Origin of the sequence: Pseudomonas sp. SMN11, assembly GCF_052041945.1 — a bacterium.
Lineage (GTDB): Bacteria > Pseudomonadota > Gammaproteobacteria > Pseudomonadales > Pseudomonadaceae > Aquipseudomonas.
The window spans coordinates 28,332-53,132 of the sequence record NZ_JBKGGW010000034.1; the positions used below are offsets into that span (position 1 = coordinate 28,332).

At 64.1% G+C, this 24,801-nt stretch carries 25 protein-coding genes; 11 read left to right on the top strand and 14 right to left on the bottom strand.

Features of this window, described 5'->3' with window-relative positions:
* Positions 1-57 precede the first annotated feature (57 nt).
* Positions 58-1,062, top strand: a complete 1,005-nt coding sequence (locus tag ACLEJU_RS22890; RefSeq protein ID WP_435423045.1) for a bile acid:sodium symporter family protein — start codon at positions 58-60, stop codon at positions 1,060-1,062.
* 23 nt (positions 1,063-1,085) lie between these two features.
* Here ACLEJU_RS22890 and ACLEJU_RS22895 read toward each other — a convergent pair whose 3' ends face one another.
* Together ACLEJU_RS22895 and ACLEJU_RS22900 are read right to left on the bottom strand one after the other, a co-directional pair.
* Positions 1,086-1,679, bottom strand: a complete 594-nt coding sequence (locus ACLEJU_RS22895) for an eCIS core domain-containing protein (protein WP_435423044.1) — start codon at positions 1,677-1,679, stop codon at positions 1,086-1,088.
* Complete coding sequence (locus ACLEJU_RS22900; RefSeq protein ID WP_435423043.1) at positions 1,666-2,229, bottom strand: TetR/AcrR family transcriptional regulator; 564 nt, start codon at positions 2,227-2,229, stop codon at positions 1,666-1,668. The genes ACLEJU_RS22895 and ACLEJU_RS22900 overlap by 14 nt, the downstream gene beginning before the upstream one ends.
* A gap of 87 nt (positions 2,230-2,316) precedes the next feature.
* On the opposite strand from ACLEJU_RS22900, the gene ACLEJU_RS22905 reads away from it, so the two are divergent.
* Together ACLEJU_RS22905 and ACLEJU_RS22910 are read left to right on the top strand one after the other, a co-directional pair.
* The gene (locus ACLEJU_RS22905) at positions 2,317-3,048 is read left to right on the top strand and encodes an SDR family oxidoreductase (protein WP_261940290.1); all 732 of its coding nucleotides are present in this window, start codon (positions 2,317-2,319) and stop codon (positions 3,046-3,048) included.
* Between the two features lie 26 nt (positions 3,049-3,074).
* Positions 3,075-3,668 (top strand): 2-hydroxychromene-2-carboxylate isomerase, encoded by a 594-nt coding sequence (locus ACLEJU_RS22910; RefSeq protein ID WP_435423042.1) that lies wholly within the window; start codon positions 3,075-3,077, stop codon positions 3,666-3,668.
* Positions 3,669-3,706: 38 nt separating this feature from the next.
* Here ACLEJU_RS22910 and ACLEJU_RS22915 read toward each other — a convergent pair whose 3' ends face one another.
* The 4 genes from ACLEJU_RS22915 to ACLEJU_RS22930 form a co-directional block, all read right to left on the bottom strand.
* A complete protein-coding gene (locus ACLEJU_RS22915; RefSeq protein ID WP_027916793.1) occupies positions 3,707-4,252 on the bottom strand; it encodes a cupin domain-containing protein in 546 nt (181 codons plus the stop codon).
* Positions 4,253-4,330: 78 nt separating this feature from the next.
* Positions 4,331-5,536 (bottom strand): MFS transporter, encoded by a 1,206-nt coding sequence (locus tag ACLEJU_RS22920; RefSeq protein WP_435423041.1) that lies wholly within the window; start codon positions 5,534-5,536, stop codon positions 4,331-4,333.
* 87 nt (positions 5,537-5,623) lie between these two features.
* Entirely contained in the window at positions 5,624-6,157 is a 534-nt protein-coding gene (locus tag ACLEJU_RS22925; RefSeq protein ID WP_435423040.1) for a cytochrome b, read from the bottom strand.
* Positions 6,154-7,200, bottom strand: coding sequence for a catalase family peroxidase (locus ACLEJU_RS22930; RefSeq protein ID WP_435423039.1), 1,047 nt, complete (start codon positions 7,198-7,200; stop codon positions 6,154-6,156). Before ACLEJU_RS22930 ends, ACLEJU_RS22925 begins: the two co-directional genes overlap by 4 nt.
* Positions 7,201-7,330: 130 nt before the next feature.
* Here ACLEJU_RS22930 and ACLEJU_RS22935 point away from each other — a divergent pair, with 130 nt between their 5' ends.
* Both ACLEJU_RS22935 and ACLEJU_RS22940 read left to right on the top strand, forming a co-directional pair.
* Positions 7,331-7,852: a sigma-70 family RNA polymerase sigma factor gene (locus tag ACLEJU_RS22935; protein WP_435423038.1), complete on the top strand. Its 522-nt coding sequence runs from the start codon at positions 7,331-7,333 to the stop codon at positions 7,850-7,852.
* The gene (locus ACLEJU_RS22940) at positions 7,849-8,601 is read left to right on the top strand and encodes an anti-sigma factor family protein (RefSeq protein WP_435423037.1); all 753 of its coding nucleotides are present in this window, start codon (positions 7,849-7,851) and stop codon (positions 8,599-8,601) included. Before ACLEJU_RS22935 ends, ACLEJU_RS22940 begins: the two co-directional genes overlap by 4 nt.
* Before the next feature lie 105 nt (positions 8,602-8,706).
* Here the strand turns inward: ACLEJU_RS22940 and xthA are convergent, their stop codons facing one another.
* Complete coding sequence (gene xthA, locus ACLEJU_RS22945; protein ID WP_435423036.1) at positions 8,707-9,519, bottom strand: exodeoxyribonuclease III; 813 nt, start codon at positions 9,517-9,519, stop codon at positions 8,707-8,709.
* Between the two features lie 163 nt (positions 9,520-9,682).
* On the opposite strand from xthA, the gene ACLEJU_RS22950 reads away from it, so the two are divergent.
* Genes ACLEJU_RS22950 through ACLEJU_RS22960 form a run of 3 tightly spaced genes read left to right on the top strand, consistent with a single transcriptional unit; the run spans position 9,683 to position 15,800 of the window.
* Positions 9,683-10,333: a GNAT family N-acetyltransferase gene (locus ACLEJU_RS22950; RefSeq protein ID WP_435423035.1), complete on the top strand. Its 651-nt coding sequence runs from the start codon at positions 9,683-9,685 to the stop codon at positions 10,331-10,333.
* A gap of 53 nt (positions 10,334-10,386) precedes the next feature.
* Positions 10,387-12,129, top strand: coding sequence for an autotransporter assembly complex protein TamA (locus ACLEJU_RS22955; RefSeq protein WP_435423071.1), 1,743 nt, complete (start codon positions 10,387-10,389; stop codon positions 12,127-12,129).
* Positions 12,126-15,800 (top strand): translocation/assembly module TamB domain-containing protein, encoded by a 3,675-nt coding sequence (locus ACLEJU_RS22960; protein ID WP_435423034.1) that lies wholly within the window; start codon positions 12,126-12,128, stop codon positions 15,798-15,800. The genes ACLEJU_RS22955 and ACLEJU_RS22960 overlap by 4 nt, the downstream gene beginning before the upstream one ends.
* An 8-nt stretch (positions 15,801-15,808) precedes the next feature.
* Here ACLEJU_RS22960 and ACLEJU_RS22965 read toward each other — a convergent pair whose 3' ends face one another.
* The 4 genes from ACLEJU_RS22965 to ACLEJU_RS22980 form a co-directional block, all read right to left on the bottom strand.
* Positions 15,809-16,345: a DUF2589 domain-containing protein gene (locus ACLEJU_RS22965; RefSeq protein WP_435423070.1), complete on the bottom strand. Its 537-nt coding sequence runs from the start codon at positions 16,343-16,345 to the stop codon at positions 15,809-15,811.
* 94 nt (positions 16,346-16,439) lie between these two features.
* Positions 16,440-17,102, bottom strand: coding sequence for a DUF2589 domain-containing protein (locus ACLEJU_RS22970; RefSeq protein WP_435423033.1), 663 nt, complete (start codon positions 17,100-17,102; stop codon positions 16,440-16,442).
* A gap of 64 nt (positions 17,103-17,166) precedes the next feature.
* A complete protein-coding gene (locus tag ACLEJU_RS22975; RefSeq protein WP_435423032.1) occupies positions 17,167-17,547 on the bottom strand; it encodes a Mor transcription activator family protein in 381 nt (126 codons plus the stop codon).
* 234 nt (positions 17,548-17,781) lie between these two features.
* Positions 17,782-18,240: a hypothetical protein gene (locus ACLEJU_RS22980; protein ID WP_435423031.1), complete on the bottom strand. Its 459-nt coding sequence runs from the start codon at positions 18,238-18,240 to the stop codon at positions 17,782-17,784.
* A 148-nt stretch (positions 18,241-18,388) separates the two neighbouring features.
* Here ACLEJU_RS22980 and ACLEJU_RS22985 point away from each other — a divergent pair, with 148 nt between their 5' ends.
* Positions 18,389-18,577: a hypothetical protein gene (locus ACLEJU_RS22985; protein WP_003248064.1), complete on the top strand. Its 189-nt coding sequence runs from the start codon at positions 18,389-18,391 to the stop codon at positions 18,575-18,577.
* Between the two features lie 35 nt (positions 18,578-18,612).
* Here the strand turns inward: ACLEJU_RS22985 and ACLEJU_RS22990 are convergent, their stop codons facing one another.
* Positions 18,613-18,987, bottom strand: coding sequence for a fe2+ zn2+ uptake regulation protein (locus tag ACLEJU_RS22990; protein WP_435423030.1), 375 nt, complete (start codon positions 18,985-18,987; stop codon positions 18,613-18,615).
* 203 nt (positions 18,988-19,190) lie between these two features.
* Here ACLEJU_RS22990 and pvdQ point away from each other — a divergent pair, with 203 nt between their 5' ends.
* Positions 19,191-21,503, top strand: coding sequence for a bifunctional acylase PvdQ (pvdQ, locus tag ACLEJU_RS22995; protein ID WP_435423029.1), 2,313 nt, complete (start codon positions 19,191-19,193; stop codon positions 21,501-21,503).
* Between the two features lie 120 nt (positions 21,504-21,623).
* On the opposite strand, the gene ACLEJU_RS23000 is transcribed toward pvdQ, so the two are convergent.
* Positions 21,624-22,346 (bottom strand): UDP-2,3-diacylglucosamine diphosphatase, encoded by a 723-nt coding sequence (locus ACLEJU_RS23000; RefSeq protein WP_435423028.1) that lies wholly within the window; start codon positions 22,344-22,346, stop codon positions 21,624-21,626.
* A complete protein-coding gene (locus ACLEJU_RS23005; protein ID WP_103447066.1) occupies positions 22,343-22,846 on the bottom strand; it encodes a peptidylprolyl isomerase in 504 nt (167 codons plus the stop codon). Before ACLEJU_RS23005 ends, ACLEJU_RS23000 begins: the two co-directional genes overlap by 4 nt.
* A gap of 248 nt (positions 22,847-23,094) precedes the next feature.
* On the opposite strand from ACLEJU_RS23005, the gene ACLEJU_RS23010 reads away from it, so the two are divergent.
* Positions 23,095-24,798, top strand: a complete 1,704-nt coding sequence (locus ACLEJU_RS23010; RefSeq protein ID WP_435423027.1) for a glutamine--tRNA ligase/YqeY domain fusion protein — start codon at positions 23,095-23,097, stop codon at positions 24,796-24,798.
* Positions 24,799-24,801: the final 3 nt, after the last annotated feature.

The following is a 24,801-nucleotide window of genomic DNA, read 5'->3' on the forward strand; positions in this document are numbered from 1 at the left end:
CCGGCGTTAGCGGGAAAAAACCCAAGACCTTATCGTCTGGCCTTGCACAACGACAAGATGGAAACTGTTATGAAGTATTTGCGCATGTTGTTCGACAACTTCACCCTGTGCCTGCTCGGGGTGGTGCTGATCGCCACCGTGCTGCCTTGCTCGGGCGACGGCGCGGTGTATTTCGGCTGGCTGACCAACCTGGCGATCGGCCTGCTGTTCTTCCTGCACGGCGCCAAGCTGTCGCGCGAGGCGATCATCGCGGGTGCTGGCCACTGGCGTCTGCACCTGCTGGTGTTCTCCTGCACCTTCGTGATGTTCCCGCTGCTGGGCCTGGCGTTCAAGCCGCTGTTCGTGCCGCTGGTAGGCAACGAGCTGTACCTGGGCGTGCTGTACCTGTGCGCGCTGCCTGCCACCGTGCAGTCGGCCATCGCCTTCACCTCGCTGGCCCGAGGCAATGTGCCGGCAGCCATCTGCAGCGCGGCGGCTTCCAGCCTGATCGGCATCTTTCTGACCCCGCTGCTGGTGATGATGCTGCTGGGCGCCAGCGGTGATACGGGTTCGGGGCTGGATGCCGTACTGAAGATCACGATGCAGTTGCTGGTGCCGTTCGTGGCCGGGCAGGTCGCACGCCGTTGGGTCGGTGCCTGGGTCAAGAAAAATGCTCGCTGGCTCAAGATGGTGGACCAAGGCTCGATCCTGCTGGTGGTGTACACCGCGTTCAGCGAGGCTGTGGTCACCGGCCTGTGGCACACCGTGTCGCCGCAGCACCTGGCCGGGCTGTTCGCTGTCTGCGGCATCCTGCTGGCGGTGGTGCTGTTCGCTACGCGCGTGCTGGGCAAGGTGCTGGGCTTCAGCCTGGAAGACCGCATCACCATCCTGTTCGCCGGCTCCAAGAAGAGCCTGGCCACCGGGGTGCCGATGGCCCAGGTACTGTTCGTGGGGAGCGGCATTGGCGCGATGATCCTGCCGCTGATGCTGTTCCACCAGATCCAGTTGATGGTGTGTGCGGTGCTGGCGCAGCGCTATGCCAGCCGCGAGCAGGTAGGTGAGGAGGCTACGGCTTCTTCCTGACAAGAGTATGTTTCCGGTGCAGGCTATCGAGCCTGCCCGGAACTGCGCTCGCGCAATGCCTTACCTACCTCGGCCTCGATCTTGTAGGCCGGTCCTTCCAGCTCCTCGTAGTTGCGCGCATAGCGCCGGGCAAACTCATTCACCCCCAGTTGCTGATACTGCTGCACATGCTTGAGCTCATGGGCCCACAACGCCACGTTGTCCTCGGCATCGCTGGCATGGCGGAAGATGATGGTGTCGATCAGCGTCACCGCATTCACGTCCGGGTTCTGCAGCATGGCGTTGGCCGCCGTGACCTGCTGCTCGTCACCGACCCGGTAGCGCGCGGCATCGAGCACGGCAAAGTCATACCAGGGCTCCAGTTGCGCGCGGATGTGCAAGGGGATCGGTTGAGTGCCGCTGGCAGTGGCCTCGTCACGCGCCTGTTGCAAGGCAAACGCCAGGCTGCCCGACGCTACGGTCTCGACATCCTTGAGCACCTGCCCGGCCTGGCCGGGGTCGATCGGTGCGCAGAAACAGCCCATCAGGCACACCTGATACTGCCCGGGCGGGCAGGCCTGTTCGGCCACAGCAGGCGCTGCCAGCAACAGCCCCAACAGCAGGTTAATCCGCTTCATTCAACGCCCTGTCGACAAAGCCTTTGCTGGCATCGAGCAACTGCTGTTGCACCGTTTCGCTGGCCAGCATGCGCCCGACCACCAGTGCGCCGACGCACTGACTGATCAGCACCCAGGCCAGCGCCGGGTCTTCCAGGGTTTCGCTCCACGCGGCATGCAGGCTCACCAGCCAGTGCTCGGCCTGTTCGCGCACGGGTTGTTCGGCGCGGGCGATTTCCACCCCCAAGGGCGGCAGCGGGCAGCCGCCTTCAGCATTGTGCAGGTGGGCCAGGCTCAGGTACTGCTGCAGGCAGCGGGCCAGGCGTTCGCGGCTGCCACCCTGGTTGGCCAGGCGGGCCAGCGGGCTGTTGCACAGTTCCTGGCGGACCACCTCGGTGAACAGGTCGTCCTTGGACGGGAAGTGGTTGTAGAAGGCGCCGCCGGTCAGACCGATGGCCTTCATCAGCCCAGCTACGCCGGTGCTGGAAAAACCGCCGCGCTTGGCCAACGCGCCGCTGCTGGCCAGCAGCTTGTCACGGGTCTGCTGCTTGTGTTCGGTGGAGTAGCGCATGCACGACCTCTTCGCGCTGCTTGACGATGGGGGCGATCATAACATAGCGTTCGTTTACTAAACGATCATTCACCAATGGAGTCAAGCATGGCAGAACAACAAAAAGTGGTGCTGGTGATCGGGGCAGGGGACGCCACCGGCGGCGCTATCGCCAAGCGCTTTGCCCGTGAGGGTTATGTCGCATGTGTAACCCGCCGCCAGGCTGAAAAGCTGCAGCCGCTGATCGATGAGATCCGCGCTGCAGGGGGGCAGGCCCATGGCTTCGGCTCGGATGCGCGCAAGGAAGAAGAAGTTGCCGAGCTGGTGGAAACGATTGAGCGTGATATCGGCCCGATCGAGGCGTTTGTCTTCAATATCGGCGCCAATGTGCCGTGCAGCATCCTTGAGGAGACACCACGCAAGTATTTCAAGATCTGGGAAATGGCCTGCTTCGCCGGCTTCCTCACCGCCCAGGCCGTGGCCCGGCGCATGGTCGCCCGCGAGCGCGGCACCCTGCTGTTCACTGGCGCCACCGCAGGCACGCGTGGCGCTGCCGGTTTCGCTGCCTTCGCCGGGGCCAAGCACGGATTGCGCGCCCTGGCCCAGAGCATGGCGCGGGAGCTCGGCCCACGGAACATCCACGTTGCCCATGTGGTGGTAGATGGAGCCATCGACACGGCGTTCATCCGTGACAGTTTCCCGGAACGCTATGCGCTGAAGGATCAGGACGGCATTCTCGACCCGGCGCACATCGCCGACAGCTACTGGTTCCTGCACGCACAGCCCCGCGATGCCTGGACCTTCGAACTGGACCTGCGCCCGTGGATGGAGCGTTGGTAAGCCTGACTGAGCAAGGAGTGTGATGCATGAGCAAGACCGTGGAGTTCTACTTCGACCTAGGCAGCCCGGCCAGCTATCTGGCCTGGACGCAGCTGCCTGCCCTCTGCGCCCGGCATGGCGCGACCCTCGTATACCGACCCATGCTGCTTGGCGGAGTGTTCCAGGCCACCGGCAACGCTTCGCCTGCGATGATCCCCGCCAAGGGCCGTTACATGTTCACCGACCTTGGCCGTTATGCCCGCCGGTATGGCGTGCCATTCGGCCTGCCGCCGGGGTTCCCGGTGAACACTCTGACCCTGATGCGCGGCGCCATCGGCATGCAGCTTCGCGCGTCAAGCCAGTTCGAAACGCTGTTGGCCGTGCTGTTCAAGGGGCTGTGGGAACAGCGGCGCAACTTGAGCGATGGCTCGGCACTGGATGAAACGCTCAGCCAGGCCGGCTTCGACCCAGTGGCGTTTCATGCCCTGGCGGCGGATGGCGAAGTCAAGGCCGAACTCAAGCGGGTGACCGAGGAGGCGGTTGCGCGGGGTGTGTTCGGTGCGCCGACCTGCTTTGTCGACGGGGAGATGTTCTTCGGCCAGGATCGCCTGGGTTTCGTCGAAGAAGCGCTGAGCCGTTAAGGGAGGAGGGCCTCGCCCTGGGCGAGGCCAAACCTGGCTCAGAAATTGGCCGGGGTGTTGGCGCTGATGATTTCCGCCTCGTCCTGGCCAATGTTCTTGAAGCTGTGTGGCAGGGTGGTGGGGATGTAGTAGCCATCGCCCGAGTTGAGGATGCTTACCTGGCCATCGACCCACAGTTCCACGGTGCCGCGGGTGACCAGGCCACATTCTTCCCCTTCGGCATGCACGATCGGCTCGCCGGAGTCGGCACCCGGGGCGTAGAGCTCGCGCAGCATGCGCATCTGCCGGGCCTCGACGCTGGCACCTACCAGCAGCATGCGCAGGCCATTACGGCCTAGGTCCGGCTGCTCGCTGGCACGGAACACGAAGCGCTCTTCGCGCACCGGCTCGTCGAAGCTGAAGAACTCGGCCAGGGTCATGGGGATCCCTTCGAGCAGCTTTTTCAGGGAGCTGACCGACGGGCTGACTCGGTTCTGTTCGATCTGCGAGATCGTCGAATTGGTCAACCCGCTGCGACGGGCCAGTTCCCGTTGGGAGAGGTTGTTGCGTTCACGCACCAGTTTGAGTCGCGTCCCCGTGTCCATAGCCGCCTTGTAATCAGAGGTGTTTAAAATAATTAGCGACGCATTAAAACACACTCTGCACGCTTGCGCGCTGTGCTTTCAGGCGCGTGGGTCACGCGGTAGCGGCCACAGCCCGACCAGCAGCAAAAGCACTGCCACTGCCAGGAACGGCAGGCGTGGGTCCAGGGCGTAGACCAACGTACCGGCCAGCGGGCCGATCACCGCGCCCATGCCCTGGGCGGCACCAATCGAGCCTGCGGTGGCACCTTGTTCCGAGGCCTGCATGGCATTGGCCGCCAGCGCGGAAAACGCCGGGAACACAAAGCCCATGCCGGCCGCGGCGACAAAGTAGCAACTCCACAGCCAGGGCGCCGTGGTGGCCAGCGCGCCACAGGCGAAGCCCAGCGCCGACACACTGGCGCCGACCCGGATCATCTTCAAGGGCGGCCACTCCAACTGGCGCAGCAGTACCTGCGACAGGATCAGCGCGACCCCAACGGTGGTCAGGGCGATACCGGCAGCCTGGGCAGCGTCGGTCGGCGCCAGCTGCAGGCGGTCGAGGGCAAAGAAACCGACGACGATCTGCGACACCGTGACGCTGAGCATGGCGCTGAATGCCACCTGCAGTGGCCGGCGCAGGCGAGGGTCGCTGAGCCGGACAGGGCTGGGCGCATGGCTTTGCGCAAGGGGCTGGGGCTTGAGCTTGAACAGCAGCACCAGGAATGCGCTGGCCGGCAACAGCGACATGATATGGAACGGCAGGCTCAGGCTGTGCTGTGCCAGCACGGCCGCCAGCGCCGGCCCCACCACCAGGCCCACAGCATTCGCCGCGCCCAGCGAAGCCATGGCCCGCGCCCGGCGCTGTGGCTCGACATGGTCGGCGATCAGCGCGTTGCAGCCCACCGGGATGGCGGCGTAGAAGGCACCGATGCAACCGCGTGCCAGCATCAGGCCGACGAACGCCAGGCCCGCCCCCGGCAGCCAGCGCAGCGCCCCTTCGACGAACAGGCACAGCAGCCAGTAGGCCAGGGTGAAGCCGGCGCTGCCCAGTAGCAGTATCCGGCGGCGCCCCAGGCGGTCGGACAACCGCCCCCACGGGCGCGCCAGCAGCACCCAGACCACGCCGGCCACGGTCACCGCCGCGCCAGCTTGCCAGGTGGCCATGCCCAGCAGGCGCGAGATCGGCCCGATCAATGCGACGAAGGCCATCATCGACATGGTGCAGGCCATGTTGGCCAGCAGCAGCGGGCGCATGTCCAGGGTGTTGGCGGGTGTCAGTAATGCAGGGTCCTTTGCGACGTTCATAAGGCAATCCAGGGCAGGTCGACAAGAAAGCTGTCGAGCTTAATGAGAATAATTGTTGTTTGTCGAGCCCGCCCGGGCATCAGCCTGTCATTCGCTGCGCCGCACGGGGCCTGGCCACATGCTACGCAACACGCCGTCCCGACGCACCAGTGCATGCATCAATGCGGCCCCCAGATGCACCAGCACGGTGGCGAACAGCAGGTACCCAGCCCAGCCGTGGGCCTGGCGCAGCACGGCATACAGTTGCAGGTCGTGAGGGGCGATCGCCGGCAGTTGCAGGGGGCGTGGGTAGCCACCCGCCGACAGCATCGCCCAGCCCAGCAGCGGCATGGCCAACATCAAGCCGTAGAGCAGCAGGTGCGAGGCGCCTGCGGCAAAGCGCTGGAACGCCGGCAGGTCGGTGGGCAGTGGCGGATGTGGCAAGGTCAGGCGCAGGCCTATGCGCACGATCACCAGTACCAGCAAAGCCAGGCCAGTGGCCTTGTGCAATTCGACCAGCAGCGGGTGGCGCGGTGAGAGGTCGCCGACCATGCTCACGCCGATGAACAGCATGCTGATGATCAGGATTGCCATCAGCCAGTGCACCAGGCGCGCCAAGGGGTGGAAGACTTCAGGTTTCATCGCTGTGCTCCTGCGCCGAGAGACTCGCGGCTGCGGCGGTTGAAGGATTCCGAATAGGCCGCCGAACGGGCGGCGAGGATCGGGTCGGCGGACGGCTCGATGCCGCTGGGCAGGATCAACGGGTCGAAGTTCAGGTCACGGCAGGCGCCTTGTTCGGGGGCGTCGACCTGTTCGACCACCAGCGTGCCGGCATCGACGCTACGGCGCTCCGCTGGCCATGGGCGAGCCGGGTCGTCCACTGCATCGTCCGGGTCGGCCAGGACCAGGCGCAGGGTCCAGCGCAGCGGACCTTGGGCCAGGCGCTGTTGCAGGTCGTGCTGGAGGAACTGCTTGTCGTCGACCTGGCCGGGCAAGGCGGTGAATGGCGTTTGCGGTTCGAGCTGCCAGCGCACCGGGTGCGCCGTGCCGCTGGCATCGATCAGGCGGAAGGCGTTGATGCTGTGGTACTGGGTGCTGGCGAAGCTGTCGCTGGGCTTGTAGCTCGCCGCCCATTGGCGAAATGCCGCGCTTTCCGGGTGGGCGGCGAAGAATGCCTGCAGCTTGACCGGGTCCGGCTTGCCGGTGGCCGGGTCTGGCGCGCCGGCCAGCACCTGGTCGTAGAAGCCCTGCGGGTTGCTGACCGCCAGCACCGGTGGGTTGTTCATGCCGGTACGCCAGATCTGACCGTCATCAGTACTCAGCTGAATCGCCAGGCTGCGCACCGGTACGCCGGTGTCCGGGGCGAAAGGGTTGGCACCGCCGATGGCGAAGCGGCCGATCACCGGCACCCGCGCCTGGCTGAAGGCCCGTGCAGTCGACAAGCTCGCGGCCTGGCCGCTGGGCTGGAAGTAGCCGCTGATGCACAGGCCCTTGGCGTGGTTCTTGCGATAGCCCGGGTGGTGGCCGGCCTGGGCCTCGAAGGTGTCGATGATGCGTTGTGGCGTCAGCTGCGGCCCGCCGATCCAGCCAGCGGCATAGGCGAAACCGGCGCCCAGCGCCAGCATCACGGCGCCGATGCCGGCCAGGCGCAGTGCCTTGGCGGGGCCTTGCAAAGGTGAGTTCATGGTCGTCTTCCGGTTCAGTGAAGGTGCCGGTACGACGGCGCAGAGAAAAACTTATTCCCTCGGCGGGAATAGATTTTCTCGCCAGGCGTCTGCCCCATACACTGACAACCCCAGCGCCCGGTACCTGACCATGCACGATCTGGACGAACAGCAGTGGCGTGAGCTATTGCAGCGCCTGCGCCGCTTTGCCTTGTGGCTGACCCGCGAGCCCGGCAGTGCCGATGACCTGGTCCAGGCCACGGTCGAACGCGCCTTGAGCCGCCGTGGCCAGCAACGCGAAGCCGAGGCCCTGCGCGCCTGGCTGTTCACCATTCTTTATCGGCTGTTTCTCGATGGTAAGCGCCGTGAGCGCTTGCATGCTCGCTGGCTATCGTGGTTCGGCCGAAGCGCCGTGGAACACGAAGTGGTGGGGGACAACACCGAGGACATCGTCCTGGCCCAGGCCGACTTGCAGGCCTTCGCCCAGCTGTCGACTGAGCAGCGGGCCCTGCTGTTGCTGGTCAGTATCGAAGGGTTGAGTTACAAGGAAGCGGCCGCAGCCCTGGAAATCCCCATTGGTACAGTGATGTCGCGCCTGTCGCGTGCCCGTGCCGCCTTTCGCGAACTGACCGAGGGCAACCCCCAGCCGCCGGCCTTGCGGAGACTCAAATGACACGCCTGATCCCTGGTGAAGACGAGCTGCACGCCTACATCGACGACCGCCTGGAGCCGGCGCGGCGCGCCGAGGTACAGGCCTGGCTGGCGGCCAACCCGCAGGAGGCGGCGCGGGTCGAAGCCTGGCGCAACGACGCCCGGCGCCTGCGTGCGGCCCTGGCAGGGTTTGCCGAGCAGCCTGGGGCGGCCACGCTCGACCTGCGCCAGGTGCAGCAGCGGGTGCGCCAGCGCCGGCAGCGGCGCCTGGCTTCGGCGGCGGTATTGCTGCTGGCCATGGGCATTGGCGGGTTGGGTGGCTGGCAGGCACGGCAGGTGACCTTGGCCAGCAATGAATTGCCGATGGCCGATGCGGTGCAGGCCCATCGGCTGTTCGCCGGCAGTGAGGCACTGGATATCCAGGCCAGCGACCCGGCGCAGCTACGCGACTGGCTGGGCCGGCATTTCAGCCGCGTGGGGCAATTGCCGGACCTGGCGGGATACGGCTTTCAGCCGGTGGGCGCGCGTTTGCTCAGCAACGAGCAGGGGCCGGCGGCGCTGCTGGTATTCCAGGATCGCAACGGCCAACGCATCAGCCTGTTCCTGCGCTCGCCCGGTGACCGCTATGAGCGCATGCCGCAGGGGCAGCGGGTCGATGGGCAGCTGGAGGCGCGGTACTGGTCGCATGGGGCGTACAACTTTGCCTTGGTCAGCGCGGCGGACGATGGGCGTGGGGCAGGGGTGGGGGAGGCGTTGCGGTTGGGGTTGTAGCGGGGGTGTAGGCTTGAGGTTTGCGGTGGGTTTGAGATCGCGCGCCGCCCGCGCGGCGCTCGGTCTCACAGGCGACACATCCCTGACGGCACGCTCCCAGACAACTCAACTCAATTCGAGCCAGATCGGCGCATGGTCCGACGGCTTTTCCATCCCGCGCAGCTCATAGTCCACGCCAGCCGCCTTGATCCGCGGCACCAGGGCCTGGGAGGCCATGATCAGGTCGATGCGCAGCCCGCGCTTGGGTTCGTCTTCGAAGCCGCGGCTGCGGTAGTCGAACCAGCTGAAGCGGTCGGCCACCTCCGGGTACAGGTGGCGGAAGCTGTCCACCAGGCCCCAGCCCTTGAGGCGTTCCATCCACTCACGCTCTTCCGGCAGGAAGCTGCACTTGCCGGTCTTCAGCCAGCGCTTGGCGTTGTCCGGGCCAATACCGATGTCGCAGTCCTGGGGCGAGATGTTCATGTCGCCCATCACCAGTACCGGCTGGTCGTTCTTGAACTGCCCTTCGAGCAACGCTTGCAAGTCGCTGTAGAAACGCTGCTTGGCCGGGAACTTGGTGGGGTGGTCGCGGCTTTCGCCTTGCGGGAAGTAGCCGTTCATGACGGTGATCGGGTTGCCGTCGGCATCGGCGAAGGTGCCCCAGATGAAGCGGCGCTGGGCATCTTCTTCATCCGTGGCAAAGCCCTTGAACAGGCTCAGCGGCGCCTGGCGCGAGAGCAGGGCGACCCCGTAGTGGCCCTTCTGGCCGTGGTAGTGCACGTGGTAGCCCAATGCCTGGACATCGGCCAGAGGGAACTGATCGTCGCTGACCTTGGTTTCCTGCAGGCCGATCACGTCCGGCTGGTGCTTTTCGATCAGCGCCGCCAGCTGGTGCGGGCGGGCCCGCAGGCCGTTGATGTTGAAACAGACGATCTTCATGGAAAGACAATCCTGGTAAAAGGCCGGATGCTAGCCGACATCGGCGTTCATCACCAGCGTGGCGGCTTGGCCAAGGCGCTGCTAACGTGCTGGATGAGGTGAACGATGCGCTGTGGAGCACCTCCAAGGCACTGACATGCCCTTTCCAGGAGGACGACCCGCCATGCTCGAAGCCACTGCCGCCCAGGCGCGCATCTGCACCCTCGATGACGGCTACAGCCGTGAGGCGCGTTCGCTGCTGTACAACGCCTACCGCCACGAACCGACCTTCGCCTATATCTTCGAGGCTCAGCGCCCGGGCTACGAACGCCGGCTGCGGGTGATGGTGCGCGAGTGGGTACGCCAGCACTTCTATCTGCAATTGCCGGCCATTGGCCTGCTGCTGGAAGACCGCCTGATCGCCCTGGCCCTGATCGTGCCGCCGCAACGCCGCCTGGGTGTGGCCGACAGCTGGGCCTGGCGTTTGCGCATGCTGCTGGGCACCGGCCAGCGCTGCACCCGGCGTTACATGGATTACCAGGCGGCGCTGGCCAGCTGCCTGCCGACCGGGCAGGTGCATATGCTGCCGCTGCTGGGAGTGCATCCGCAATTTCGTGGCCATCACTACGGCGAGCAATTGTTACAAGCTGTTCACGACTGGTGCGCGGAAGACCCCAATACCCAGGGCGTGGTGCTGGACTCCGGCAATGAGCATTACCTGGCATTTTACGCGCGCCAGGGCTATGAAGAGATAGGCGAGGTGGCTGTAGGGCCAATCCGGGAAAGGGTATTCTTTCACCCCAATCCAGTGTCATCCATGTCATCAATTGCTTGAAGAAGGCCGCCAGGCGCCTCCCTTGAGCGCCTGGCTCTGGTAGCATGCGCCGCATGACGTATTCAGGAAGACTAACCTGGGGCCTGGTTTTCTGGGCCGCCAGTTTTGCAGCATGGGGCCAGAGCGAGTTGCTGGTGAAGGTAAAACCTGCCAACAAGGAGCTCAAGGCCAATGTCGAAGGCTATATAGGTACCCTTGGCGACCGCGATGAAGAAGCGCTGCTGCGTTTCAGTCGCGGGGCTCAGGAGCAGGCGCGCAAGGCCGCGCAGGCACTTGGCTACTATCAGGCGCAGATCGACACCGAGGTCAAGCCGCCTGCCAAGGCTGATCGGCATCCACAACTGATCATCAAGATCGACCCTGGCGAGCCGGTGCGCCTGCGCAACGTCACCGTGCGCATCGAAGGGCCGGCCAGCGAGATGAAGGCCTTTCGCGTGCCTGACAGCCGCGCCCTGCGTGCGGGCGAACAGCTCAACCATGGCCTGTACGAAGATGCCAAGCGGCTGATCCAGAACCAGGCTTCGCGTTATGGCTTCTTCAGTGGCCACTTCACGCGCCAGCGCCTGGCGGTCGATCCTCAGGCCGGCGTGGCGGATATCGAGCTGGTTTACCAGAGCGGTCCGCGTTATCGCCTCGGGGCGGTGAAGTTCAGTGGCGACACGCCGCTCGACGAAGACCTGCTGCAGCGCATGGTCTCGTTCAAACCCGGTACGCCCTACGACTCCGAACTGGTCGCCCAACTCAACAACGACCTGCAATCGAGCGGCTATTTCGAAGGCGTGCGGGTCGATGCCGCACCCACTGCGGCGGTAGGCGAAGACATCCCGGTGGACGTTCGCCTGGACACCCGCAAGCCCCGCACCATGGGCCTGGGCCTGGGCTTCTCGACCGACGTGGGGCCGCGAGGCAAGGCCAACTGGACACGGCACTGGGTCAACCCGCAAGGCCACAGTTATGGCTGGGAAACAGAGCTTTCGGCACCGCGGCAGAACGTCGGCCTGTGGTACGACGTGCCCCTCGATCCACCCTTGACCGACAAGCTGCGCTTCGCCGGCGGCTACCAGAACGAAGAAATCGCCGGCACCGACACCCTCAGCAAGCTGCTGACCGTCGGCCCGGAGTGGCACAGCAAGCTGGCCAGCGGCTGGCAGCGGGTGATCTCGCTCAAGTACCAGCGCGAAGAGTACCGCCTGGGCGATGATTCGGGGCTGAGCAAGCTGCTGATGCCTGGCGTGAGTTTTTCCTACCTGCGCAGTGACAACCGCATCGACCCGCACAACGGCTACCGCTTGCAGTTCGACACCCAGGTGGCCAAGGAAGGGCTGATGTCCGACACCAACCTGTTGCATGGCAATGTCCTGCTCAAGGGCCTGACCACCCTTGGCCACAACCACCGCTTTCTCGGCCGGGTGCAATTGGGTGGCAGTGCCACCAACGGTTACAAGAACAACATTCCGCCGTCGCTGCGCTTCTTCGCCGGTGGCGACCAGAGCGTGCGCGGCTACGACTACCAGACCCTGTCGCCGAAGAACAGCGACGGCGACCGTATCGGCGGCCGCTACCTGGTCGCGGGCAGTGTCGAGTACCAGTATTCGCTGGCCGAAAAATGGCGAGTAGCGACCTTCATCGACCAGGGCAACGCCTTCAACACGTTGGAGCTGCCCAGCCTCAAGACCGGGGTCGGTATCGGTGTGCGCTGGGTGTCGCCGGTCGGGCCGCTGCGCCTGGACCTGGCCAAGGCACTCGATGACGACGGCGGTATTCGCCTGCACTTCTCCATGGGGCCTGAGCTGTGATGCGTGTGTTGAAATTCATTCTGCTGGGTGTGCTCGGCAGTGTGTTGCTGGTGGCCCTGGCCCTGGGCGTGTTGCTGGGGACTGAAGGTGGTAGCCGTTGGGCGCTCGGCCGGGTGCCAGGGCTGACTATCGACGATTTCCAGGGGCGCCTGGCGGGCACCTGGCAAGCCAGCCATTTGAGCTGGATCGACGGCGGCAATAATGTGCAAGTGGAGGCGCCATTACTGAGCTGGTCCCCAGCTTGCCTCATGCGCGCCACGCTGTGTATCGACCAGTTGCATGCCCAACGGGTCGACATGGCCTTTGCGCCAAGCGATCAACCGGCCGAAAGTGGCCCGCTGCAGTTACCCGTGCTGCGCTTGCCGGTGGCGATCGAGGTCGGTGAGGTAAAGGTGGGCCAGCTGCGCCTGGATGGCAGTGATCTGCTCGGCGATCTGCACCTGGCTGCGCATTGGACAGCGAGCGGCCTGCGCATCGACAACCTGCAGCTGCAGCGTGACAATTTGCGCCTGCAAGTGCAGGGCGATGTGCAGCCAGAGGGCGAATGGCCGGTACAACTTCAAGGTCAGGTGCAATTACCTGAGGTGGAGGGCAAGGCATGGTTGCTGGCGCTGAACGTAAAGGGTGAATTGCAGAAAACCCTATCACTCGACGCCACCAGCAGCGGCTACCTTGATGCCCGCCTGAGCGGGACAGTACAGGCCCTCGCCGAACACCTGCCGGCGAAACTGCAGATTCGCGCCGATGCCTTCAAACCAACGGCATCGTTGCCCGACACGTTGCAACTCAATCAGCTCATGCTGGATGCCCAGGGCGATCTGCTCAAGGGCTATCAACTGTCCGGCAGCGCCAGCTTGCCAGCCGAGCAGGCACCGATCGCACTGGCGCTGACCGGCAAGGTGGACGCCAAGGGCGCCAAGCTCGATGCCCTGGATCTCACGGCCAGCGACACCCAGCGTGTCAAGTTGCAGGCCAGCGCTGACTGGCAGCAGGCGCTGAAGGCCGACGCCCAGCTGGAGTGGCAGGACTTTCCGTGGCTGCGCCTGTACCCGCTGGAAACACCGCCACAGGTTACCCTCAAGCGTTTCAATGCCCAGGTCCAATATCAGAATGGCAATTACCAAGGCACCTTCAACGGTGACCTCGACGGCCCTGCCGGGGCGTTCACCCTGGCCAGCCCGTTCGAAGGTGACCTGGGCCAGGTGCGCCTGCCGCAGCTGGCGCTGACGGCCGGGCAGGGCAAGGCGGCGGGCAGTGTCGCGGTGCGCTTCGCCGATACGCTGGCCTGGGACGTCGACCTGCAGTTGTCGGCCCTGGACCCGGCGTACTGGCTCGCCGAGCTGCCCGGAACCCTGGCCGGACCGCTGCGCAGCAAGGGTGAGATGAAAGGCGAGCAGCTCAGCCTGGATGCCCAGCTTGACCTCAAAGGGCGCCTGCGTGGGCAGCCGGCGGTGCTCAAGGTCGAGGCACAAGGGGCCGGGCAGAGCTGGACGCTGGGTGCGCTGGCCGTGCAACTGGGCGATAACCGTATCAACGGCAGCGGCAGCCTGCAGCAGCGCCTGGCTGGGCGTGTCGACCTCGAGCTGCCGCGGCTCGGCCAGCTGTGGCCGAGGCTGCAGGGGCAGGTCAAGGGGCGCCTGGATGTCAGCGGCACGCTGAACGCGCCGCAGGGCAACCTGACCCTGCAGGGCCAGCAACTGGCACAGGAAGAAAACCGTCTCCAGCGGCTCGACCTGGAGGCCCGCCTGGACAGCGCTCAACGGGGTGTGATCGACCTCAAGGCCAACGGCATCCGCCTGGGCGACACGGCGCTGGGCACTCTGCAGGCCAATGGCAAGGGCGACATCCGCCAACAGGCGCTGACCCTGGCGCTGGACGGCCCGCAACTCAAGCTCGACCTGGGGCTGGATGGCCAGCTGAACAAAGGTGACTGGCGTGGCCGCCTGGCCAGCGGCAGGATCCAGGCCGGCGGCCAGGACTGGCAGCTGCAGACACCCGCGCGGCTGCAGCGACTGGCCAGTGGTCAAATCGATTTCGGTGCCCACTGCTGGCGCTCCGGCCAGGCGAGTCTGTGCGGCGAGGATCAGCGCCTGGCGCCCGAGCCGCGCCTGCGCTATCACCTCAAGCAGTTCCCGCTGGAGAGCCTGGCGCAATGGCTGCCGAAGGACTTCGCCTGGCAGGGCATGCTCAATGCCGACGTGAACCTGGATGTTCCGGCCAGTGGCCCGAAAGGCAGCGTGCGTGTCGATGCCAGTGGCGGTACGTTGCGCGTTCGCGACAAGGGCCGCTGGATCGACTTCCCTTACCAGGCCCTGCGCCTGGACAGCACCCTGGCGCCACGCCGGGTCGATACGCGCCTGGATTTTCGTGGCGAACGCCTGGGCGAACTGAGCCTGAACACGCGCCTTGATCCGCTGGGCAAGGACAAGCCGCTGTCGGGCGACTTCCGCTTGGCCGGGCTGGACCTGTCGATCGCCCGTCCGTTCATGCCGATGGTCGAGCGCCTGGCCGGGCAGTTGAATGGCAGCGGGCGCTTGAGCGGTACCTTGCTGGCGCCACAGGTCAACGGCAACCTGATGCTCAGTGGTGGTGAGGTCAGTGGCGCCGAGTTGCCGGTCAGCCTGCAGGACCTTTCCCTGCAGGCCTTGATCGCCGGCGAGCAAGTGCAGCTCAACGGCGGCTGGCGCAGCGGGGACGCTGGCCGCGGTCAGCTCAACGGCCACCTGACCTGGGGCCAGGCGCTGGGCATGGACCTGCGCCTGCAGGGCCAGCAGTTGCCCGTGACCGTGGAGCCCTACGCCACACTGGAAGTCGCGCCAGACCTGAACCTGCGCCTGATAGATGACAAGCTGGCGGTGTCCGGTAAAGTGCTGGTGCCCAAGGGCAAGATCGTTGTGCGCGAGTTGCCACCTTCTACCGTCAAGGTCTCGGACGACACCGTCATCGTCGGCCACCAGACCGAAGAGGGCAAACCGCCCATGGCGATGGCCATGGATATCGACGTGGTCGTGGGGCAGGACACGCTGTCGTTCAGCGGCTTCGGCCTGACCGCCAACCTGCTTGGCCATGTGCACATCGGTGACAACATGGACACCCGTGGCGAATTGAGCCTGGCTGATGGACGCTACCGTGCCTATGGCCAGCGCCTGACCATTCGCCGCGCACGGCTGTTGTTCGCCGGGCCGATCGACCAGCCCTATCTGGATATCGAGGCCATCCGCAAGGTCGACGATGTGATTGCCGGTATCCGCTTGAGTGGCAGTGCCGAGCAACCGACCTCCAGCGTATTCTCGGAGCCGGCAATGAGCCAGGAGCAGGCGTTGTCCTACCTGGTGCTCGGGCGCCCACTCGGGACTTCCGGTGAGGACAACAACATGCTTGCCGAAGCGGCATTGGGCCTGGGCCTGGCGGGCAGTGCCGGGATTACCGGCAGCCTGGCATCGGGCCTGGGGATCGATGACTTCCAACTGGACACCGAAGGCTCCGGTAACAGCACCAGTGTGGTGGCCAGTGGCAACCTGACCGAGAAGCTCAGCTTGCGCTACGGGGTCGGGGTGTTCGAGCCTGCCAATACCGTTGCGCTGCGATACAAACTGAGCAAGAAGGTGTACCTGGAGGCCGCCAGCGGGCTGGCAAGCTCGCTGGATATCTTCTACAAGCGAGACTTCTGAGGAAGGCTTCAGCGCACGGTGGCGGCCTCGATGAATTCGTTGGTTTCGGAGGGGACAGGCGTTTCGGGTTTGCGTATAGGCGTAATCAACTTGGTGTACTCCTCGATCAGGCGGTTGATCGCCTCGGGTGGTTCGCTGGCATGAAACTGCATGCGGATCTGCACTTCGTCAGGGTCCCGGATTTCGCCCTGGCGGCCCTGTGCGCCGATCGTCACCTTGAAACTGGCGGCGCTGGCCCGCTCACACTCCTCGCGTGATGCGCGCAGCTCCTCGGTGGCATTGACCCGCACTGACAGGTCTACCTGCATGCGCTCCAGGGTCAAGCCCTTGGGCGCCACCAGGGCGAACAGTGGCACGCGCATCACGTGCCTGTCGTCCATGGCGACCTCGACCATCTTGGCTTTCATCGGGCTGCCGAGTGCCTCGGTGTCGCAGTCGAAAAACTGGTCGAACAGGTTGATGTACTGCTGCGCTATCAGACTGTTGGTTGCAGCAGCGGCCTCCTGAAGGCCGCGAGTGATATCCCGCAGGTCGATTGCGGTCATGGGCGCTGGTGGGTTGTCCAAAGGGCTGGCTCCTGAGGCAGGAAGAGGCCCCGCCGGCAGGAGCGGGGCGAGCGATCAAGCATCGGGCTGACAATCAGGCGTTAGTGGAACCCTTGCCATTGTCACTTTCTATGGCGGGTGTGGGTTTCAGGGTGTCGGCCTGCGAGATGGTGTCCTGACTTTCCAGCGTTGAGGTCTTGACCACGGTCGGCTTGGTGGCGGCTTCGGTGAGGAAGTCGATCACCCGCATCATGGCTTCCGGCGGGTCCTGGCGACGTAGCGAGGTGTTGAACGCATAGCGTGCCCGGGTATCGGTCTTGCGGGTTTGTGTGGACTTGCTGCTGATGCTGCCTTTCACATCCAGTTTGAAAGGGCCCCAGCCCAGCGAGGCAGCCACTTCGCCGCTCTTGCTCGATTCGCTGAAGTCCTCGGCCATCTGACTGATGGTCAGTTCGAACTCGACGTTACCTTCTTCGATGGTGATGTTCGGGTGGGTGATGGCTGCCAGCAGGGGCACCTTCATGGACTTGCTGACGATGCCTTTGTACTCGCCTTGTTCGTCAACGATGGTTTCATCGTAGTCGAACTGGATGGCGACCGCTTTTCCATCCTGCACGCAGACCTGCATGAGGAAGTCCGCATAGGATTTACTGGCAGTGACCTGCGCTTGCACCATCGCTTGCAGCGGTGCGGCGATCATACGGTCCATGGGTAGGGCGTTGATGACCGAACCGATAAGGCTGTTGTCGATAGACATGGTGGTTATCTCTTTTGGCAAGGCTAGGGATGCGGTCACTCAGGGTGGCCGCGCGTGAGCACGTTCAGCGAGCGCAATGCTCCTGACGACGAATGTTGCCTATCTGGCGCAGGCTCAGGCCGTACTTGTTCGCCAGCAGGCTGCGTGACAAACCATCGGCGCTTTCTTTCTGGATTTGCAGGTTGCGTAATTGCCTCAGGAAATGGTCGGCCTTGGGAATTTCCAGGGCGACACCGGCGAAACGCTTGATCAAGGCGTCGAGCGCGTCGGCGGGGAGTACGTCGGCGAGCTTGGTGCGCTCTCGGTGCTTGGGGATGTACTTGGGCCTGCCGCCGTAGGCGCAGGTCAGCTGGTAGGCATTTTCAAGGCCGATGCATTCGATCAGGGCCTGCAACGAATGCGGTAACTGGCCGATGTCGATGGCTGTGAGATCTGGCAGTTCCATATGAGACTTCCTCGCGGTGGATGGAGCGCGATGCCTGTCGTTGGCATGGAGGAATTCTCGATGAGCGACGAATGCTGTCGCTAGGCGCCAAGTGGGCTGGCAGTTGTAGTTTTGATGAGCAGGGCTTGCAGGCAACGATGCCTAGCGGTGTAGGAAGATGCCTCAGCGCTGCCGTACAGGCCCGATGTTACATAGGGTTGCATTGTCTACCGTGGCTGTAAGTGCCACCCACCCTTATTTGCATGGATAGCTGTTCAACAGGCTTGCACTGCCGAGGTAGGCCTGGGCTTTGTCGGCCTGCTCCTCTGGCAAGGTGCGCCAGTCGATGATCAGGCAAAGGCTGTTCAAGGGCTGACCATCGAGCAAGCCGATGACCCTGTCGGGGAAAGTACGCCGATAGCGTACGAGGGTGCGCTTTACGGTTTCTACCTGATCCGCTTGCGCCAGCGTCTGACGAGCCAGTTCCGGCAGCAGCGGGTGGGGGATCGTGAAGTAGGCTTGCCCGGGCGTGACTTGCAGGTGCCCTGCAGCGCGGGTTCTTTGCCAAAGTTGTTGCCATTGGCTGCTGCCTGCGTGGGCCGCCAGTTGGCTACCTAGCTTGAGCAATTGTTCAGGCGCAGCCTGGCCGGTGTCCAGGGCATGAGTGGGAAGAGAGGGTGTGAGCAGCATGATGAACAGCGCGAAATTGCGCATGGTGCCTCCAGCATGGATTGGGGAAATCCATGCTTTCAGGCTGGGCTCGCCACGCTAAGCAGGAAATACAGCGCCGTAAGCCATGGCCGTTGTATCATTGCGCCTGCTCGTTGCGAGCCAAATGCCCCCGATGTTGAAGGAATTTTCGATGACACACGTGCAGCGCCTCAAATACTCGCTTCTGATCATCCTGGTGGTGCTGGGCCTCATGCTGGGCCTGTCGCATCTGCAGAAGCAAGGCACGATCAGTGAACAGACCTTCCAGATGCTGGCCATTGCCATTGCCGTAGTCGTGGTAGTGATCAACGGGATCCTGCGGCGCAAGGTCAAGCCCTGACGTCTGCCGGCCGGCCACGCCAGGCCGGCCTTCAATCAGCGCGGCAAGGGCTGCTCGAGCACGGCGCGTGCTTCTGGCTTGAGGCTGTAGCACTTGTCGCTGCCAAGGCTGATCACACCCTCTGTGCACAGCCGCTTGAGCACCTCACGTACGCTCAGGAACGACAGCGGGATGTCTAGTTGTTCCAGTTGCGCATGCACGCCGCGTACGCCAATGCTGCGTCCGGTGCGGTCCGCGTTGTACAGCGCGTCGATCACCTTCAGGCGAATAAGGCTGGTACGCAGGCCGTATCCGCGCAGCAGTTCGCGAATCTGCACGTTGCCGGCACGCTCGTCCACGCAGGCGGCCGCTCCGTCGGCTGCTTTGCCCGTGGCGCGTCCGCTCTGCACTGAGGGTTGCGGGTTGTACATGTGAATGCTCCTTTTCGTGGACTGTCCCGAAATATGGGTGGCTCACTGATTAGGACGAATGAGAACGGCAAATCTGCAGCTTCTGCCTGAAAAAAGATTTCTGTCGGTTTTCCTTAAAGACGGTTCACGGCGCGCATGCGCGTAAAATTTTCATCCAGCCATTCGTCTGATCGGGAATGACCCCCTGAATCCGAGGAGTGCCCGTGTTGCCAATTTCGCGTCCCTTGACCTGTGCCAGCCTGGCGGCTGCCCTGGTCGCCTCCAGCGTAGCCGTGCAGGCGCGGGAACCCAGCTCTGATGCCAGTGCGCAGATCCGCCGTACCAGTTTTGGCGTGCCGCATATCGTCGCCAAGGACGAGCGCGGTCTGGGCTATGGCATTGGCTATGCCTATGCCCAGGACAACTTGTGCCTGCTGGCCAATGAAGTGTTGACGGTCAACGGTGAGCGCTCGCGCTATTTCGGCGCCCAGGGCAAGACCCTCGAGCAACGCGACAACCTGGCCAGCGACCTGTTCTTTACCTGGCTCAACACGCCGGCGGCAGTCAGTGGCTTCATGCAGGCCCAGCCAGCGCAGGTGCGTGAACTGCTGGAGGGGTATGCCAGCGGCTTCAATCGAGCCCTGGCCGAGCGACGCAGCCAAGGCCTGCCAGCGGAATGTGGCGATGGCCAGTGGGTACGCCCGATCACCAGCCAGGACCTGGTCAAGCTGACCCGCCGCCTGCTGGCCGAAGGGGGCGTGGGCCAGTTTGCCGAAGCGCTGGCGGGGGCCCAACCGCCAAAGCTGGCAGCCCAGCAAGTAGCCTCGGCCTTTGACGTGGCACTGACCCAGCAGCAGCGCTTCGCCTCCGAGCGCGGCAGCAACGCGGTGGCAGTGGGGGCGCAGCGCTCGGCCAATGGCCGTGGCCTGCTGCTGGCCAATCCGCACTTCCCGTGGATGGGCGGCATGCGTTTCTACCAGATGCAGCTGACCATACCTGGCAAGCTGGATGTGATGGGAGCGGCCTTGCCTGGCCTGCCGGTGGTGAACATCGGCTTCAACCGCCACCTGGCCTGGACCCACACGGTGGACACCTCGAAGCACTTCACCCTGTATCGCCTGCAACTGGACCCCAAGGACCCGACTCACTACCTGCAGGATGGCCAGTCGATCCCCATGGCACAGCAGACCGTGAGCGTCACGGTCAAGGCCGCGGATGGCTCGCTCAACCAGGTCGAGCGCCAGGTCTACAGCTCCAGTTTCGGGCCGGTGGTGCAGTGGCCCGGTCGACTGGATTGGGACACCCAGGCGGCCTATAGCCTGCGCGATGCCAACCTGGACAACACGCGCGTGCTGCAGCAGTGGTACCGCATCAACCAGGCCGACAGCCTGGATGCCCTCAAGGGATCCATCGAGCAATTGCAGGGCATCCCCTGGGTCAACACCCTGGCGGTCGATGCCACAGGCAAGGCGCTGTACCTGAACCAGTCCGTGGTGCCCTATGTCGATCAGCAACTGTTGAGTGAATGCAGCAACCCGGCGGCACAGGGCCCTATGGTGATGCTGGATGGGTCGCGCAGCGCCTGCCAGTGGAAGGTCGATGCCCAGGCCGCACAGCCTGGTATTTTCCCGGCGCGGATGCTGCCAAGCCTTGAGCGCAACGACTTCGTGCAGAACTCCAACGACCCGGCCTGGATGGCCAACCCGGCCCAGCCGTTGACCGGGTTCTCGCCCTTGATCAGCCGCAACGACCAGCCGCTGGGCATGCGCGGGCGTTTCGCCCTCGAGCGGCTGCAAGGCAGCGCCAAGCTGGGTGTCGATGACTTGCAGCGCATGGTGCTGGATGACGAGGTATACCTGGCCAGCCTGGTGCTGCCCGACCTGCTGCAGTGGTGCAAAGGGGCTGAGGCAGACCTGCAGGCCGTGTGCGCCAGCCTCGCCGCGTGGAATGGCAATGCCGATCTGAACAGTGGTGTCGGCCTGGTGCATTTCCAGAACATGGTCGAGAGCATGGCCAAACACCCGCAAAGCTGGCGTGTGGCCTTCGACCCCGCAGACCCGCAGCACACCCCGCGTGGCTTGGCGGTGGAGCAGGCGGCGGTACGCAAACTCTTGCGCGAAGCGGCCTTGGCCTCGTTGCAGCAAGTGGCCAAGGCGGGCGTGGAGGAGGGCAGCCGTTGGGGGCAGATCCAGCAGGCCGCCGATGGCACGCCGGTACCGGGCGGGCCGCAGCAGTTGGGGGTCTACAATGCGATGTTCAGCGTTCCGCACGGGCCGGGCAAGCGCCTGGTGGTCAGCGGTACCAGCTATCTGCAGTTGGTGAGTTTCACTGAAAATGGGCCACAGGCGCGTGGGTTGCTGGCGTTCTCGCAGTCCAGCGAAGCCGGTTCGGCGCATTTCAGCGATCAGACCAAGGCGTTTGCCGCCAAGCAGCTGGCAGCGCTGCCGTTTACCGAGGCGCAGATCAAGGCGGACCCGGAGTATCGGCAGTATGTGATCAGTGAGCGGGACAAAGGGGCGGTGGCTAGCCGGCCTTGAGGTCATAGCCTGCACTGGCCTATTCGCGGGCAAGCCCGCTCCCACAAGATTACACCGCCTGTAGCCTTGGTGCGGTTCCTGTGGGAGCGGGCTTGCCCGCGAAAGGGTCGACTTGATCTGTCAGGAAAACTCGAACGGCTCCAGGGCAAAGCCTTGCCCATCGACCTGCAAGGTCCAACCGCGCCGGTCCCAATCCCCCAGCACGATGCGCCGTGCCTGTTCGCCATCCACCACCAGCTTGTGAATCGCCGGCCGGTGGGTGTGACCATGCACCAGGGTGCGCACGCCGTGCGCCGCCATTACTTTCGGCACTTCTTCCGGCGTGACGTCGACAATCTCGGTAGCCTTCATGCGCGTCTGCGCACGGCTTTCGCTGCGCAGCTTGCGCGCCAGTTTCTGCCGGGTGGCCAGCGGCAGGTGCCGGAGGATCCACAGGCTCACCGGGTTGCGCAGGTAGCGGCGCATCTTCATGTAGGCCAGGTCGCGGGTGCACAGGGTGTCGCCATGCATCAGCAACACCTGTTCACCGCCCAGCTCGATCACGCTCGGGTCGGCCAGTAGCGTGCAGCCGGCGGCCTTGCAGAAGTCCTGGCCAATCAGAAAGTCGCGATTGCCATGCATCAGGTAGATCGCCGTGCCGCTGTCGCTGAGCTGGCGCAAGGCCTGGCAGATCGACTGCTGGAACGGGGTCATGGCATCGTCGCCGATCCACGCTTCGAAGAAGTCACCGAGGATGTACAACGCCTTGGCGTGACGGGCGCGGCCGTCGAGCAGATCAAGAAACGCCCGGGTGATGTCCGGGCGTTCTTCTTGCAAATGCAGATCGGAGATCAGCAGGATCACTCAATGATCTCGGCTTTCTCGATGATCACGTCTTCTTTCGGTACGTCCTGGTGGCCGGACTTGGAGCCGGTGGAAACGCCCTTGATGGCGTCGACCACTTCACGGCCTTCGATCACTTCGCCGAATACCGCGTAGCCCCAACCCTGCACGTTCTTGCCGCTGTGGTTGAGGAAGTCGTTGTCGGCGACGTTGATGAAGAACTGAGCGGAAGCGGAGTGCGGCTCCATGGTGCGGGCCATGGCGATGCTGTACTTGTTGTTCTTCAGGCCGTTGTCGGCTTCGTTCTGGATGCTGGCACGCTTGTCACGTTTTTCATTCATGCCTGGCTCGAAACCGCCGCCCTGGATCATGAAGTTGTTGATCACGCGGTGGAACACGGTGTTGCTGTAGTGGCCGGCTTTGACGTATTCGATGAAGTTGGCCACGGTAATCGGGGCTTTTTCAGCGTTCAGTTCAATGACGATGTCGCCGTGGTTGGTGGTCAGTTTGACTTTGGACATGCTGAAATTCGCTCTTTCAAGGCATACGGAAATAGTTTGCGCAGGGCGCGTGTAGCCACCTGACGCAGGATCGGGCAACCGCGACACATGTTCATGGCACATGGCGCGCAGTGACCATTTTGCACGGATCGCGATAAATCGCGCCAGTTTGTCGGTGCCCGGCTGTCAGCAGCTTGACTGCTTCGGCTATGATAGGCCCTTTGATTCAATCGGCCTACCCAGGCCGGACACGTGCATTCAAGGATCCTATGAGCAAGCCCACTGCCGACAACGCGCCCAACGCCGCTGCCAAAGGCGCCCCCGCTGTCCCTGCGAACTTCCTGCGGCCGATCATCCAGGCCGATCTGGACTCGGGCAAGCACAGCAGCATCGTCACCCGTTTCCCGCCGGAGCCCAACGGCTACCTGCACATCGGCCACGCCAAGTCGATCTGCGTCAACTTCGGCCTGGCCAAGGAGTTCGGCGGCGTCTGCCACCTGCGCTTCGACGACACCAACCCGGCCAAGGAAGACCAGGAATACATCGACGCCATCCAGAGCGACGTGAAATGGCTGGGCTTCGACTGGGCCGGCGAGGTGCGCTATGCCTCCAACTACTTCGACCAGCTGCACGACTGGGCCGTTGAACTGATCAAGCGTGGCAAGGCCTATGTCTGCGACCTGACCCCTGATCAGGCCAAGGAATACCGCGGCAGCCTGACCGAGCCCGGCAAGAACAGCCCGTTCCGCGAGCGCGGCGTCGAGGAAAACCTCGACCTGTTCGCGCGCATGAGGGCCGGCGAGTTCAAGGACGGCGAGCGCGTGCTGCGCGCCAAGATCGACATGGCCTCGCCGAACATGAACCTGCGCGACCCGATCCTGTACCGCATTCGCCATGCCCACCACCACCAGACCGGTGACAAGTGGTGCATCTACCCGAACTACGACTTCACCCACGGGCAGTCCGACGCCATCGAAGGCATCACCCACTCGATCTGCACCCTCGAGTTCGAAGGCCACCGCCCGCTGTACGACTGGTTCCTCGACAACCTGCCGGTACCGGCGCACCCGCGTCAGTACGAGTTCAGCCGCCTGAACCTGAACTACACCATCACCTCCAAGCGCAAGCTCAAGCAGCTGGTCGATGAAAAGCACGTCAGCGCCTGGGACGACCCGCGCATGTCGACCCTGTCGGGCTTCCGTCGCCGTGGCTACACCCCGGCGTCGATCCGCAACTTCTGCGAAATGATCGGCACCAACCGTTCAGACGGCGTGGTCGACATGTCGATGCTCGAGTTCAGCATCCGTGACGACCTCGACCGCACCGCGCCACGTGCCATGTGCGTGCTGCGCCCGCTGAAGGTGGTCATCACCAATTATCCGGAAGGCCAGGTCGAGCAGCTCGAACTGCCGCGCCACCCGAAGGAAGACATGGGCGTGCGCGTGCTGCCGTTCGCCCGCGAGCTGTACATCGACCGCGATGACTTCATGGAAGAGCCGCCGAAGGGCTACAAGCGCCTGGAACCGGCTGGCGAAGTGCGCCTGCGCGGCAGCTACGTGATCCGCGCCGACGAGGCGATCAAGGATGCCGACGGCAACATCGTCGAGCTGCGCTGCTCCTACGACCCGGACACCCTGGGCAAGAACCCGGAAGGCCGCAAGGTCAAGGGCGTGATCCACTGGGTGCCGGCCGAAGGCAGCGTCGAGTGCGAAGTACGCCTGTACGACCGCCTGTTCCGCTCCGCCAACCCGGAGAAGACCGAAGATGGCGGCAGCTTCCTCGACAACATCAACCCGGATTCGCTGCAAGTGCTGACCGGCTGCCGCGCCGAGCCGTCGCTGGGCCAGGCACAGCCTGAGGACCGTTTCCAGTTCGAGCGCGAAGGCTACTTCTGCGCCGACCTCAAGGACAGCCAGCCGGGTCGCCCGGTGTTCAACCGCACCGTCACCCTGCGTGACTCCTGGGGCAGCTAAGGA